Source organism: Parabacteroides sp. 20_3 (assembly GCF_964238835.1).
Classification (GTDB): Bacteria; Bacteroidota; Bacteroidia; order Bacteroidales; family Tannerellaceae; genus Parabacteroides; species Parabacteroides distasonis.
In genome coordinates this window covers 345,046-359,509 of record NZ_CAXSNO010000003.1, presented here as the reverse complement: position 1 = coordinate 359,509, position 14,464 = coordinate 345,046, and the positions used below count along the sequence as shown (strand labels likewise).

Sequence of the window (14,464 nt, the reverse complement as noted above, 5' to 3'; positions counted from 1 at the left end):
CTTTAATTTTTAAAATACGACATTTATACCAAATGAATAATTACGGGTAAACGGATAGGAAGTAATGCTACCGCTGTTCTCCTCCGGGTCCCAACCATTTGGCGTGTTATGTACCTCAAATAAATCCTCGCCGGAAAAATACACCCGCACCTTCTGCAAACCGGCCTTCGAGGTCAAAGTCTGCGGGATCGTATAACCGAACTGCAAGTTTTTCAAACGAGCATACGCAACGTTAAACTTCGTGTTCGTAGATACATAATAATTGTAGTTTCGTTTATCCTTCAACGTGATCGCCGGATACTGGGCGTCCGTTCTTTCCGGGGTCCAAGTCTTTCCATACCAATACTCGGCGGATTGATACCATGCCTCTGGCATCGGGCACCGACTCTCCCCTTCCAAGAACATCGTCCTACGGCCGACTCCTTGTATGAAAGCACTCAAATCGAATCCCTTCCAAGCCATACTCAGGTTAAAGCCGAAATTATAACGCGGGTTCTTGTCGCCCAAGTATTTCACGTCACCGGAGCCTTCTTTACCATCACCTAATACGGATAGCTTCCCGTCTCCATCCAAGTCCTTGTACATAGCGTCACCTACGCTCAAGTCACCCGGGATACCCCCTTCCGAGAAACGAGATTTATACGCCTCCAATTCTTGCTCATTCTGGATGATTCCATCAAATTCATATCCGAAATAGGAATTCAACGGATATCCGGTCGGAGTCTCGTTATTACCTAATTTGATCAGGTTACTTCCAACCCGATCCACGACCTTGTTTTTCGCGTCACTGATATTAAAGCGAACCGAGTAGCTGAAATCCTTGATCTGATCCCTCCAGCCTAGAGAGATTTCCCATCCATGAATACTTAAATGGCCGCTGTTCGTGCTCGGAGCGTCCGCACCTAACATAGAAGGATAGGTCTTCGGGATAAGCATGTTTTTATTCTCTTTCCAGAAGTAGTCGAACGATCCATATAAACGGTTATTGAGCGTCGAGAAATCAAATCCCACATTGGTTGTCTGGATCGTCTCCCATGTACGAGAGGTAGAAATAATATTTCCAGACGTAGCCATTTGTCCTTTCACGCCAGTCCCGAAAGGATAATAATCGTTCGATAAAGAGATCAATTGAATATAATCATACAATCCGATACCGGACTGATTACCCATCTCTCCGTAAGAAGCCCTTACCTTCAAGTCCTCGAACCAACCCAATCTTTTCATGAAGCCTTCTTCCCCGACACGCCAAGCCGCGTTTACACCCGGGAACCATCCCCAACGGTGATCCGGATCAAAACGGGAACTACCATCCGCACGGATCGTTCCTTCGATGACATATTTATTGGCAAACGTATAATTCACTCTTGAGAAGAAAGAATTAATCGTCCACTGATTTCCCTCGCTCCAAGCGTTTTGATCTTGGGCGCTACCCAATTGCAAAGACATATTTTCTTGTTGGTCGAAGTTAATACGCTTCGCCGTGAACCTATCATAGTTCTCAGACTCATGGGAAGTACCGACCATCACGCTTAAATCATGCCGGTCATTGAAGTTCTTTTTATAATCAGCATAGAGCGTGAAGTTCTTGGATAAAGTTTTCTGGTAACGACGCTCTGCGCTATTCGGCGTACGTTTCTCCCGGACCTCGTTATTATCCCAATCGTAATTGGTGATTTTCTTGTTCGTCACGTTCTCATCCTGATCATACTTACGGATCACGGCTTGCCCCACCAATTGTAATCCGTCGATCACTTTCCAGCGTAATTGGTTGTTGACCGTTATATTACCTGTAGTCTTATTCACCATACCCCCGTCTTCCAATACTTGAGCCGGATTATCGAAACCCTCGAATGTATAGAAAGTTCCCGACGGATTGTACATCGGAGTCCAAGAGCGAGTCTTATAAATCAGTTCCCATATATTCTGTCCTTCCGTCAAACCCGAGGAATAGTCCCTGTTGCTTGCCTCATAAGCTAAATTAAGATCGTAAGTCAAGTTCTTGAAGATCTCGACGCTCGATTTAGCACGTACGAAGTAACGCTTGTTCACATCCTCACCAAATTTAGGGATACCTTCCTCCCGCTGATGGCCTAAAGACAACATATACGAGTATCTCTCTCCACCGCCGGAGATATTGACATTGTAATTCTGCATATTACCATTGCCAATAAGCATATCATTCCAGTCTTGATCCTTGAAGAATTGCGGATAACCGGTCCAACGCCCCCATTCCGCATCAGTCAACACCAGATCACTATTCTGCCGGATCAGGTCCAATTGATCTCTCGTGTATTCTGGAGTGAATGATCCATCGGTGATCTCCAAGGCCATCTCCGCATGTTGTAATAGATTCGCCGGTTTCCTTAACAACGCAGGAGTCTTAATAGAGTAATATGCATCAAAAGCAACAGATGTCTTCTGATTGCGCTTACCACTTTTCGTTGTCACCAGAATAACACCATCCGAGGCACGAGCACCGTAAATAGCGGCCGTACCATCTTTCAATACAGAAATATTCTCGATATCGGAAGGATTGATCATATTAATGTTTCCCTCCGCTCCATCAATCAAAACAAGGGGAGTACCACCGTTGATAGAAGAGACATCACGAACCTTCATGGTCATGTCCGAACCCGGAGCGCCTCCGGCACGTGTAATCGTCAAACCGGGTACCTCTCCCTGCAAAGCCTGAGCCGCATTCTGAATCGGACGAGATTCAAACGCTTTCGCGTCGGCCGTAGATACGGCACCACCCAAGTTCGCTCTTTTTACCGTACCATAACCGACAACTACAACCTCATCCATTTGCAAAGCATCTTCCCGTAACTTCACGTTCAAATTCGCTTCCTTGCCGGGACGCAATTCCGTCATGGCATATCCGATGTAAGAGATTTGAAGGACACCGTTTTCCGATACCTCCATCGTAAATTTTCCATCAAGGTCCGTAACCGTTCCGTTGGTAGTACCTTTCTCAACTACGTTCGCGCCAATAATAGGTTCTCCATTCTCGTCGGTCACTACACCTTGCACTAAATTCTTCTTTTGCAAAACGGCTTGTGAGGAAGGGGCGGCTTTCTCGTTTTTTGTAGAGGGATTAATCAAGATGAAATTATTCTCCGTAATCTCATACTTTACGCCTTCCCCTGCGAAAAGACGCTTTAAAATGGTTTCCACCGTCTGCTCTTTCACATGTACAGATACTTTCTTATTCAGGTTAACCTTCTCGCTCTCGTAGATAAAACGGAAGCCAGACTGTTTCTCTATCTTGAAAAGAACCTCCTTTATTGTCTGGTTATTAACGTCCAAAGACAACTTTGTCTCTTGCGAATAGACAGAGGCCGAGATCTGAAGTGAACATGCGATAGAGAATAATGTCGTCAATCTCATAATAGACAAAGTTTTTTTAAGGACCGGAGACTCTTCCGGCCTTGCTATATTCCAAAAATTCATATATTTGTAATTCGATTGTTTGTTAACACTAGTGTTACGAGCACTAATTTTAATGATCAAAAAGATGACGGGGAATGTTCCAGCATTTCCCGTTTTTCATGTGTATTCATGCGATTCCTGTTCTTTACTTCATAGGCAGACTTTATTTAGAGGTTATACTTATATTTTTTCCTTTCACGTTATAACTTATATCACTCAATCGGGATAGTACGCCCAATATATCCGTTATGGTTTCCTCCTGTATGACTCCATCGTAATGTATACTATTCCCCAAATCCTTTTGAAGATGGATGGTTACATCGTACCTCCTCTCCAGATATTTGCAGACGGAAGCCAACGACATATGATCCATATAGAGTTTATCCTCCAGCCAGCTGTACGAATGAGATAACACACCCGATGTCGGTCTCATCTTGTTGGTTTGCTTATCGAAAATCGCCATGTCACCGGCGTTCATTAACAACTTATCATTCCCATGATCCAACTCGATACAACCTTCCACCAACGAGGCTTCAACTGTTTTTTCATCCGTATACGCTTGCAAATTAAAAGAAGTTCCATGTACCTTTAAGCGTAATCCATTGCTCATCTTGATCACGAACGGTATCTTGTTCTTCGAGACATCGAAGAAGCCCTCTCCTTGGAAATTCACTTCCCTGATATTCTCCTTTGCGTTATAGGAATACGTAATATCAGATCCAGAATTCAGCTTAACAACGGAACCATCCGGCAAGACCACCTCCGATCGGCTTCCGTAATCAGCGGTCATTCGAACCAGCATTTCCGGCTGTTTATCAAATACTCCCATTTTCGAAAACCCGAGGACAAGCAATAAAGTAGCCGCCACTCCTGAAATGATATATCCGATATTCACCAAGCGTTTCCGCTTATTATCTCTCTCCTTATTGATACGATCGATCTTATCCCATGCGTATTGAGCATTAAAAGTTTCTTGCTCCAGATAAGAGCCTGTTTCTTTCCAGATCTCTTTATACCGTTTAAAATCCTCTTGATTAGACTCATCCTCAGCCAACCATTCATCCAGAACCGGATCCACGATCTCTTCATTCATCCTCTCCGATAAATGGTCAACGATGTGTTCTCCTATTTGCTTTTTCTTCTCCATGAGTCTAGTCTTTATTTAAATGACACCACAAATAAAAAAAGGTCCTATACGAACCTTGAAAATTTTCTCATTATTTTATACCTCCTTCATCTCCAGACATTCCTTCAACTTCTGTAAAGACATCCATATTTGATTTTTAATTGTTTTCACGGATATAGATAGTTTCTCCGATATTTCTTTCTGCTTCAATCCTTTTACCCTGTGAAGAAGTAACACTTCTCTGCTCCGATCCGGCAAATGGTCTATACAATCATAAAGAGCGATCCTAAACTCTTCTGTTTCCAGTTGATTATCCTCATAGGATAGAAGTAATAAGTCTTGATTCTCTGATAAACTTCCCGTCTGCACCTTTGATCGGATAAAGTTCAAGGCCAGATGTTTAGCCATCCGATATAAATATCCTGATACATTTTCCTTTATTTCTATTCTCCCCCTATTTTTCCATAAATTCAAGAAAAGCTCTTGAACAACATCTTCCGCATCATTTCTATCCATCAATAGACTATACACATACTGACAAAGACGCCCGTAATAACGATCAAACAGTTTATTATAACTGATATAATCATTATTTCCGATCGCTATCATTAAAACCTTATCGGCATGAATTTCCTGCATACAATCTTTATTATCATGAATATTCGCAATCGTCTTTACAGGTAAATGAGTTTCGGCAAGACTATGGCTAACAAAAAGAAGAACGAAGATATAAAGCGAACAGAATCAGTTTGTAATCGAGGTTTAAAAAGATGCTTAGTTGATAGATCTGAGATTTCATAAAAAGGAGGAATAGATTATAAATATATATGGTTGAGTGATTTACGGTTTATCAACAAAACCATAGTCTTGCCGAGACTCAGTTGTAATAGATCTCAGAAATATATTTTACAAGGGATCAATCGTGTCTTTCCTCAAATCTCCTGTAACGCAAATGTAGAAAAATTATTATTCGATTGGTTATTTTAATATTTATTTTCCTGCAAAATTATTATTTTTGGAAAAAACAGAACGCAATCTCCGATTTTATCTACGAATAGTTTAAAATCTAAGTTGTCATGAAAACATATGCTGAAAGAAAACAGAGAACACCGCATACCCTTGTTGGTCATGTTGGTAATTCCAAGCAAGCATCTTTGTGTGAAATATTACAGTCTTCTCATGATAAGTTGCTTGAGAGGAAGGCTATTCAATGTCAAATAAATAATAACAGTCCAGGAACTAAAATAAAAGACGAGCTAAAAATACCATCAGTCAATAATTTTGTACCCATTCAACGATATGCTACCTTCACGGAAGGTGGGAAAATTTATAATATTTCCAATTCTGGCCAAGCTATTTGCGGCTTGGAATATCCAAATCACGAATTGTATGTATTAGATTTTAATACTATTATGCAAAAGGAAGGTGCTATGATTGAGTTTGTGCCAAAGGAAAAAAGACAATTTACAAGACTCAATTCAACATACCGTACAAAAGAGTATATCCGGGTAGAACCGAAATGGAAAAAGGAACATGATTTTTCGAGTAAAAAGTTAATTTCAAGTTTTTCAAATCTTAATGATGTTACAGGTGGATATAATGAAGAATTTAATTCGCTCTATCAAGAGGTGAACGAGATAAGAAAAAGCAGTGAGAATTTAAGGAAGTTCTTTGTTCAGTTGCAATTTAAATGGCCGGTCGAACAGAGTCAATTTACTTCTGTCTATGAAATGTATAAAGAAATTCACATTAAACTTTCCTCTTGGCTCTACCCAGAAAGAGGTAAAAAGCCTGTAACTGGAAGTTATGATACCTTGATCGAAAATTTAACCACATTGAAGTCTGATCTGGAAGTAGCCTTGTCGCCCTCTTCCTATATACCTACCGTCTTTGATAATAATAGTGAAAGGGATGATGTCCACGAGATGTATGGTCCGATTGTAAATAATATAGATTCCCTTATATCGAAATTACGACAAATAAAGAGTCGTATCTCAATTGATACCTTAGGTCTATGTACCAGAGAGGCATTTCTTTACGAACAAACCCACTCTGAAGAGGTTAAAATGCCCAGAGGGTGCGATATGGTTGCCTCTCTGTTTGGCCGATACGAAAGTCAAAGTAAATCTAGCATGTTGAATTTTACAGTGAAAGATAGTACCGCTCATCATTACGCTACCATTATCTCCCAAGACAATTCGGATTATATAACGATAGAAGGGTTTGCCAAAAAGAATTATGCGGGTGTAGACGATACTTGGGAATTTTTTATGCATGGACATTTTAATACCTCTCCCGAACAAGCATTTACGGATTATACGAAAATAAGATATACTTATTTCGATCAGTTTAAGGGAGGAATCGATCCAACAAGACCCCATACATCCAAAGAAACAGGTAATTGTTATTCTGATACAATTAATTCTTTTATGGGTAATTATTATAAAAAGAATGAGTAAATAGAACCTCTATAATATTTCTACAGAATAGGAGGCGACCTCTAGCGATCGCCTCTATTTTTCTTAAAGTTTTTCTATTCTACTTCTACCACAACCATTACAGGAAAATGATCAGATGGCGTACGAGCGACATACTTCTGCATGGAAACTTCTTTAGGGAAGTTCGCATCCTGTTCCTTTTGAGCGCTTTCTTTTGCTTCCGAACGATACGTATCCGTCAAGACTCCGTACTTTTTCACATCAAACTCTTTCGTAAGGAATAAATGATCGATACGACTGTCTGTTTTGCGATCCGCATGGAAGGCATTAAACGTGCCGTTGGGTACATACCGGAAATCCGCTATCTGATAAGAATCCCGCATAATACCGGAATTGTCCAGTAATAAGTAGGATTCATTATGTTGATCCACATTAAAATCACCTGTCAGAATCGCCGGTAGCTTCTCCGGAAATTCTTTCAACTTCTTAAGGATAAGTTTCGCGCTTTCCGCACGGGCCTGTACGCCAATATGATCCATATGTAAGTTAAAGAACAAGAAAGTAAAGCCGGTTTGTTTATCCCGAAATTTACCCCATGTGCAAATACGGGGAAGAACGGCATCCCATCCCTTATTGGGGCGATCGGTTATCGTAGACAACCAAAAGTCCCCATGATCCAGTACCTCAAACTTCTCCTTACGATAAAATATGGCAGAGTGTTCCCCGGCTTGTTTACCATCATCACGCCCTACCCCGATATAATCATAACCGGGCATCGCATTTTTAAGGTCTTGCAATTGCTGGTACTTGCCTTCTTGAGTTCCGAAAATATCAAAACCGTGAAACTGAATCAACTGGGCGATATACGGATACCGTTGCCCCCAGCCATTACCATTCGTCGAGTCACCCGCATTCGCGTTACGCAAATTATAAGTGGCAACTACCATAGACTCCGCCTGCAACGCAAACACGGAGCAAAGGAGAAATAAGAAAGAATAAATTAGCTTCTTCATACCTTTATAATTATTTTTAACATCCTAATCCTTAAACTCAAAATTCAGCCTCAATCATAATCGGGAAATGGTCTGAAGGGTAATGACCGTATTGGAACTCATTCAACGTACCATATTTATTCACGTGAATATTCTTGGTAACGAAAATGTAGTCAATTCGATTCTTCATCGGAGCATTCAAATTAAATTGATTTGTCGTTCCTACCGTTCCATAGGGTGGTGTTTTTGAGATTTCCCGTGAATCCAACAGTAAACCATCGGATTTCAATATTTGTATAGGCTCAGAATCCGGCGTACCATTGAAATCACCTACACAGATAGCAGGGGAATCCCCCGCTATCTTTTTAATATTAGCCAACATAATCAAAGCAGACTCATGACGGGCCACTTTACCGATATGATCGAAATGCACACTAAAGAAATAAAATTCCTTTCCCGAAACCTTATCCTTCAACTTCGCCCAAGAACAAACCCTCCGGCATTGCGCATCCCAGCCAAAAGAAGGCTTATCCTGTGTCTCCGACAACCAGTAATTTCCCGAGTCCAATAATTTAAACCGATCTTTCTTAAATAAGACCGCGGCATGTTCCCCTGCCTCTTTTCCGTCATCCCGACCTACACCAACAAACGTATACGTACCATCTTTCACCAAATCCTTCACTTGGTGAATCAGTCCTTCCTGGATTCCAAAGACATCAAAGTCATGGAAATGAACCAAAGATACCGCCATGTCTTTGCGGTGTGCCCATGAATCATCCTTATCCCCCTCATTATCATACCGCAGATTAAAACTACCCACGTTCAGTTTACACTTCTGTTGTCCGGATATCCCTATGCAGAAAGTAAATAAAGAGATAAACACTATAATTAAGTTTCTCATGATACCCCCTTGATTACCAACCCGGATTCTGGCTTAGATTCGTATTGAACTGGATTACAACCTCCGGTATCGGATACAAGTACTGACGAGTCGGCCAGCTCCGTCCAGCATAATTATACTCCATCAAATAACCACCTTGAACCGGCTTCACGTTTAGCACATTACTCTTATTTGTACCTACATAGACACCAATCGCAGCATATTTCTCATCAGCGATTTTGTCCGTATCATAGAAATAGGCGTCATAATTACCATCGCCATTCACATCCAGCGGTTGGTTAAGTGACGGGATAAAGATACCTTCCCAAGGATCGTTCACCCAAAGATCGCAACAATTCCAACGTTTCAAATCATTTAGGCGCAAGCCTTCCAGACAAAGTTCAATACCACGTTCGCGACGGATCTCCAACAAGGAAGGATCAGAGATCGTCGGGTAATAAGAAGCGATATAAGGTTCCGCAGATGACGGACGGGTTGTCAATGTACCTGTCTGTGGTGTGCCTCCCGTAATTCCCGCACGAGAACGAAGCGCACCTATCGTAGCCGCCCAATCCGCATCAGTCAGTTCGCCTAATTCAGCCTTAGCCTCAGCATAGTTCAACAAAACCTCAGCATAGCGCATGATAGGAATGTCATTATCATTCGTAGCCGCATCATCGTAAGCCACGTCATCCATGGCAAACTTCGTAAACTGATATCCCGTCAATGTATGTCCCGTGAAATTAGCTGCCGTCGGCTCATAAACACCAGAAGCATTCTTACGGGTATAATCCGCTCCCCGGATCGTCTGGTTCAAGCGGGTATCACGTCCGGTTGTCTCCTCCACGAAATTCTTATAGCTTCCATCCGCTTTTTTCTCGACATAAGGCGTACCATCCGCATTCAAGTATGACAGCATAAATTTACGGCTCATGCATAAGTGTGGTCCGTAAGTAGAGGAATTATACCACCAATTCTGCTCACCCAGTCCTAACACCTTGTCAGTCTCGATAGCCATCATTACCTCCGTGGTAACGGCCTTATCGGCAATGAAAAGTTCGCGATACGCTCCACGGCCATCGCTATAAGCACCCGAAGTATAAAGTTTGTACGGTCCGTTATCCATAACTTCCTTAGCCGCCTCAGCCGCTAGTTTATATAAATCTTTGGCCGAATATTCCGTACATCCCGTACGAGCGATATCCAATTGGTCAGCGGCATGATATTTACGCCAAGCAGCCTCAAACAAGCAAACACGAGATTTGAAAGCGGCAGCTGTCCATTTATTTACGATCGTTGAATTATGCGTGACATCCTCTTCCAATATATTCGTATACGCATAATCCAAATCCTCCAAGATATGCCCGATAATCACATCACGCGTATCACGCGGGTTATAAAGATCCGGGTCTTCAGCCTCGTTAAATACCTTATCAATCCAAGGTACCTCGCCATATTGTACCAATTTATCAAAATAGAAGCGAGCACGGAACAAGCGTGCGATACCATTATAATTGTCACGGATAGTCGTGCTTAGTGACTCATTCACGTTATTCTCCAAAAAGAAATTTATATTACGAAGAGCGGACCATGACCAACTCGTCGCGCTATTCGTAGTATAAGCGCCAACCTCCATACCACCCAAGGAATTTTTCACCCCATAATCTGCCGTAGCATCACGCCGGAAAGCGCTTCCTCGGGAAGGCAAGACATTGTAAAATGAGTACGTATACGTCTTCAAACCATTCTCGGAGCTAAACACCATATCCACAGAAGCCTCCGACTTTGGTTCCTCATTCATCTCGCACCCCGAAAATATAGCCAAAAGTGCCACCAGACCGCTTAATAATATATTCTTTTTCATTTCGTATAATCTCCTATTCTTTAAAATGTAACATTCAGGCCGATGCTGAACGACTTCATCATCGGGTAATTATATCCATCACCACTGTTGCTGGAAGTCAAGTCCTTATCCGATTCACCGATATTCGATACATTGACATCCTTGGAATACTTGTAAAGCGGAGACCATGTAAAGAGATTTTCCCCGGAAAGATAAATTCCTACATTTGTCAAATGCAACTTCTTAATCCATTCTGATGGCAAATTATAGCCAACCTGTATGTTCTTCAAGCGTAGATAGGCCGCATTCATCAAATAGCGCGTGTTGGCGTTCTTATGACCTCCATAGAAAGGCGCATAGTAACCCGTGTAACGAGGCAAGAAAGCATCCGGATTCTCTGGAGTCCAATAGTTGTCCACATGCCAAGAGGGCATCTGGTTATACGGACGATTGTACTGCCCCCAGAACGTAGAGGCTTCATTAGACGGATACCAATCTTGCTTACCCACCCCTTGGAAGAAAGCACTTACCCAGATATTGTTCCAATCGGCAGAAAGCGTAAAACTATAAATATAACGAGGTTCCTCGTTACCAATGATCTTACGGTCGCCCGGATCATCTACCGTATTCTGTCCGCGGTCAATATAGCCGTTGCCATTCAAGTCTTCGAACTTAATATCGCCCGGATACAACTTATAGGTTTTCGATGTTTGCATAAGCGGGTTATAATAGGATTGCCCCGCAGCTTTCGCAGCGGCCTCAGCCGCATCGATGCCAGCTTGATCCTGCCACAAGCCATTGGATACAAACCCCCAAATCTCACCGATACGCATTCCCTCGTAATAATTCTTGTCGAGCGACTGATTTGCGTACTCGCTCAATGACATATTCGCATTATTAAACCTATCGATCACTGAATAGTAATCTGCCAATGTACCCTTGATGCTATAATTAAATCGTTTACCAGCTAAATCGAATCCATCTCTCCATTCCAAAGACAACTCATAGCCATAAGTAGACATATCCGCATAATTACCTTTCGGAGAAGAAGCACCGAACACATCCGGTACGGTCGGGCCATTCACGATCATATCAGTTGTTTTACGGATATAATAATCTCCACTTACGGTCAAACGATTATCAAAGAATCCTAAATCCGCTCCTATATCATACGTCGTAGCGGTTTCCCACGTCAAGTTGCCGGGAAGAGCCGCCGGAGATGACATATAATTCTGCCGCAAACCGTCAAGGATATAATCAGACTTGCTGATACCCAATGTCTGGATATATTGATAATTACTCAACCCGGCCGCATTGCCCAAAGAGCCCCAAGAAAACCGGACCTTAGCGTTAGAGATATGTTCGGACTTAACATTCCACCAAGGTTCTTGCGAGATTCGCCAACCCACGGAAGCCGAGGGGAAGAAAGCCCAACGCTCATCACTCGGGAAGCGGGAGGAACCATCGTAACGTCCGTTTACCTCCAATAGGTAGCGATCGTCAAAGGCATAATTCAAACGGAAGAAAGCGCCACCAAACTGATAAGCCTTCCATTGTGAGGTAATGCTCCGGTTATCAGTACCCATCACCAGATTCATGTTGTCCACGTCATCCGTCAACAGGTCATCATTATAAGCATAGATACGTTTGAAGCTAGATTTCTCGTAATTCCATCCAGCCATAGCCTTAAAATAATGTTTCTCGGCAAAAGTTTCCTCAAACTCTGCGAAAAGGTTCGTTGCTAGATAGTTCGTATGATCAGTTGTCTCTGCCAAATTGGAATAGGTACCCGTAATATGTTCGATCTGGCTTTCCCCATCTGCATCAACCGACCGTGCATACGGTGAACGTACTTGTTTCTTGGTCTTCTCTTGCGTCTTCTGTTGATACGTGAAATCACCATTCACACGCAAACGGTCACCCAAGAACTTAGCATTGAATGTCGTAGTATTCTTTAAGTTGGAGTTCTTTGTCGTAATACCGCTACGTCCATAAAGCAAATCGCCTACGGTATAGACGGCAGAATAAGTCATCGTACCATCAGGGTTGAACAGTGGCGATGACGGGTGTCCCTCGTCCGCGATATTTCTCCATACCACACCAGAACCTTCCGAATAGGTAATCGGATTGTAGTATTTATTATGGGAAAACTCAAAGTTATTGTTGATCTTCAACCAAGGAGTTAACTGATAACCTCCCTTGAAACGCATGTTATAGGTCTTGAACTTATCCGTTTGCTCATCGCTATCGAAAAGTCCATCGTAACTATAGAAACGTCCTGACAAATAATAATCAAACTTCCCGTCGGAACCCGAGATGGAAAGATTTTGATTCTGCGCAAAGACACTCTTCTTATACATCAGATCATAATAGTCGGTTCCTTCCGGATAATATACATAACGGCCTTTTGTACCGATAGAGCCATCAGAGATCACCGTCCCAAAATCGCCCGTCTCATGACGGCGCTTATACTCGTCCAGCCAAGCCACGGAAAATTGCTGTGTCTTGTTGATACCGGAAGGATTCGCTTGATTGTAATTAAAATAAGCGTCATAAAAATGCTTTGCCCAAATATAACCATCGGAAACTACATCCGGCACATTCTGTGGTGATTGTAATGAATAGCTAGAAGACCATGTCACCTTCGGCTTACCTTCCGTAGCGTTCTTCGTCGTGATCAAAACCACGCCAAATGGAGCACGTGCGCCATAAATAGCGGAAGCGGCAGCATCCTTCAATACGGAAATACTCTCAATATCATTCGGATTTAACATAGAAGGGTCTCCTTCCACACCATCAATCAACACCAAAGCACTACCCCCATTGATAGAACCGGCGCCACGTACGTTAAAATCCGCCGTACGCCCCGGTTTACCATCAGACAAGGAAATATTCAAGTTCGGGACAACTCCTTCTAACATCTGAGTAGCGTTAGCCGTAGGACGCCCCTCGAATACATCACTAGTCACTTGCTCTACCGCACCGGTCAAATTCACTTTTTTCTGGGAACCATAACCCACCACGACTACCTCATCCAGCTTCTGCGTGTCCTCATGAATAGATATAACCAAATTATCTTTATTGCCTACCGGAACATCTTGAGCCACATAACCAATATAAGAAACCTGAAGTATCGCATTCGGAGTTACCTCAATAGAGAAATGACCATCTATATCCGTGATGGTACCATTGGTAGATCCTTTCACGACCACATTCGCCCCGATGATTGGTTCCCCTTTCGGGTCTGTAATCGTACCGGTAACTTTCTTATTACCTTGTTGCTGAACAGTTTTTACCGATGATAAAACGATCTGATGACCCGATTTCAATACATAAGCCACATTCGCTTGCTTTGCTATCGCATCCATTACAGCATTAATATCCGCATCTTCCACGTCAACAGAGATCGGAGAATTCAGACCTTTGATCCCATCATTATAGAAAAAACGATATTCAGTCGTTTCCTCTAATTCTTTAATAACCTCCCGCATCGGTCTATCCTTTACCGACAACGATATCTGGGCGGCAATCGCAACTCCGGAAAAGCCCGACAATAATTGGGCATACAAAAGTGTCCGGAAAAAAGAGTGCTTGAAATTACTCATTTTTAAAAGTTTTTTAATAATACATAGATTTTAAACAGGTAACTTTACAAGCAAATCATTTACATATTCTATCTTATTTATAACCGGCTAGTTATTTCCTTGAAGATATTATATACAAGTGATTTTGCTTAAGAGGAAGAAGGGCCTTGCC

8 protein-coding genes are annotated in these 14,464 nt (G+C 42.2%); 1 reads left to right on the top strand and 7 read right to left on the bottom strand.

Annotation, left to right across the window (positions count from 1 at the left end; translation table 11 throughout):
- Window positions 1-9: 9 nt before the first annotated feature.
- The 3 genes from ACESPU_RS08305 to ACESPU_RS08295 form a co-directional block, all read right to left on the bottom strand.
- A complete protein-coding gene (locus ACESPU_RS08305; protein WP_057326787.1) occupies window positions 10-3,450 on the bottom strand; it encodes a TonB-dependent receptor in 3,441 nt (1,146 codons plus the stop codon).
- A 142-nt stretch (window positions 3,451-3,592) separates the two neighbouring features.
- The gene (locus ACESPU_RS08300; RefSeq protein ID WP_250788751.1) at window positions 3,593-4,576 is read right to left on the bottom strand and encodes a FecR family protein; all 984 of its coding nucleotides are present in this window, start codon (window positions 4,574-4,576) and stop codon (window positions 3,593-3,595) included.
- Window positions 4,577-4,651: 75 nt separating this feature from the next.
- Complete coding sequence (locus ACESPU_RS08295; protein WP_122145659.1) at window positions 4,652-5,194, bottom strand: RNA polymerase sigma factor; 543 nt, start codon at window positions 5,192-5,194, stop codon at window positions 4,652-4,654.
- A gap of 437 nt (window positions 5,195-5,631) precedes the next feature.
- On the opposite strand from ACESPU_RS08295, the gene ACESPU_RS08290 reads away from it, so the two are divergent.
- Entirely contained in the window at window positions 5,632-7,014 is a 1,383-nt protein-coding gene (locus tag ACESPU_RS08290) for a hypothetical protein (protein ID WP_048926993.1), read from the top strand.
- Window positions 7,015-7,088: 74 nt separating this feature from the next.
- Here ACESPU_RS08290 and ACESPU_RS08285 read toward each other — a convergent pair whose 3' ends face one another.
- Genes ACESPU_RS08285 through ACESPU_RS08270 form a run of 4 tightly spaced genes read right to left on the bottom strand, consistent with a single transcriptional unit; the run spans window position 7,089 to window position 14,313 of the window.
- Entirely contained in the window at window positions 7,089-8,006 is a 918-nt protein-coding gene (locus tag ACESPU_RS08285; RefSeq protein ID WP_005863542.1) for an endonuclease/exonuclease/phosphatase family protein, read from the bottom strand.
- A gap of 37 nt (window positions 8,007-8,043) precedes the next feature.
- The gene (locus ACESPU_RS08280) at window positions 8,044-8,886 is read right to left on the bottom strand and encodes an endonuclease/exonuclease/phosphatase family protein (RefSeq protein WP_005863544.1); all 843 of its coding nucleotides are present in this window, start codon (window positions 8,884-8,886) and stop codon (window positions 8,044-8,046) included.
- A 13-nt stretch (window positions 8,887-8,899) separates the two neighbouring features.
- Window positions 8,900-10,729, bottom strand: coding sequence for a RagB/SusD family nutrient uptake outer membrane protein (locus ACESPU_RS08275; protein ID WP_005863546.1), 1,830 nt, complete (start codon window positions 10,727-10,729; stop codon window positions 8,900-8,902).
- 20 nt (window positions 10,730-10,749) lie between these two features.
- The gene (locus ACESPU_RS08270) at window positions 10,750-14,313 is read right to left on the bottom strand and encodes a TonB-dependent receptor (RefSeq protein ID WP_158532741.1); all 3,564 of its coding nucleotides are present in this window, start codon (window positions 14,311-14,313) and stop codon (window positions 10,750-10,752) included.
- Window positions 14,314-14,464: the final 151 nt, after the last annotated feature.

Excerpts from the sequence above, each read along its gene's own strand:
- ACESPU_RS08280 (WP_005863544.1), bottom strand. The coding sequence starts at position 8,886 with ATGAGAAACTTAATTATAGTGTTTATCTCTTTATTTACTTTCTGCATA.
- ACESPU_RS08275 (WP_005863546.1), bottom strand. The coding sequence starts at position 10,729 with ATGAAAAAGAATATATTATTAAGCGGTCTGGTGGCACTTTTGGCTATA.
- ACESPU_RS08290 (WP_048926993.1), top strand. The coding sequence starts at position 5,632 with ATGAAAACATATGCTGAAAGAAAACAGAGAACACCGCATACCCTTGTT.
- ACESPU_RS08305 (WP_057326787.1), bottom strand. The coding sequence starts at position 3,450 with ATGAATTTTTGGAATATAGCAAGGCCGGAAGAGTCTCCGGTCCTTAAA.
- ACESPU_RS08295 (WP_122145659.1), bottom strand. The coding sequence starts at position 5,194 with ATGCAGGAAATTCATGCCGATAAGGTTTTAATGATAGCGATCGGAAAT.
- ACESPU_RS08270 (WP_158532741.1), bottom strand. The coding sequence starts at position 14,313 with ATGAGTAATTTCAAGCACTCTTTTTTCCGGACACTTTTGTATGCCCAA.
- ACESPU_RS08300 (WP_250788751.1), bottom strand. The coding sequence starts at position 4,576 with ATGGAGAAGAAAAAGCAAATAGGAGAACACATCGTTGACCATTTATCG.
- ACESPU_RS08285 (WP_005863542.1), bottom strand. The coding sequence starts at position 8,006 with ATGAAGAAGCTAATTTATTCTTTCTTATTTCTCCTTTGCTCCGTGTTT.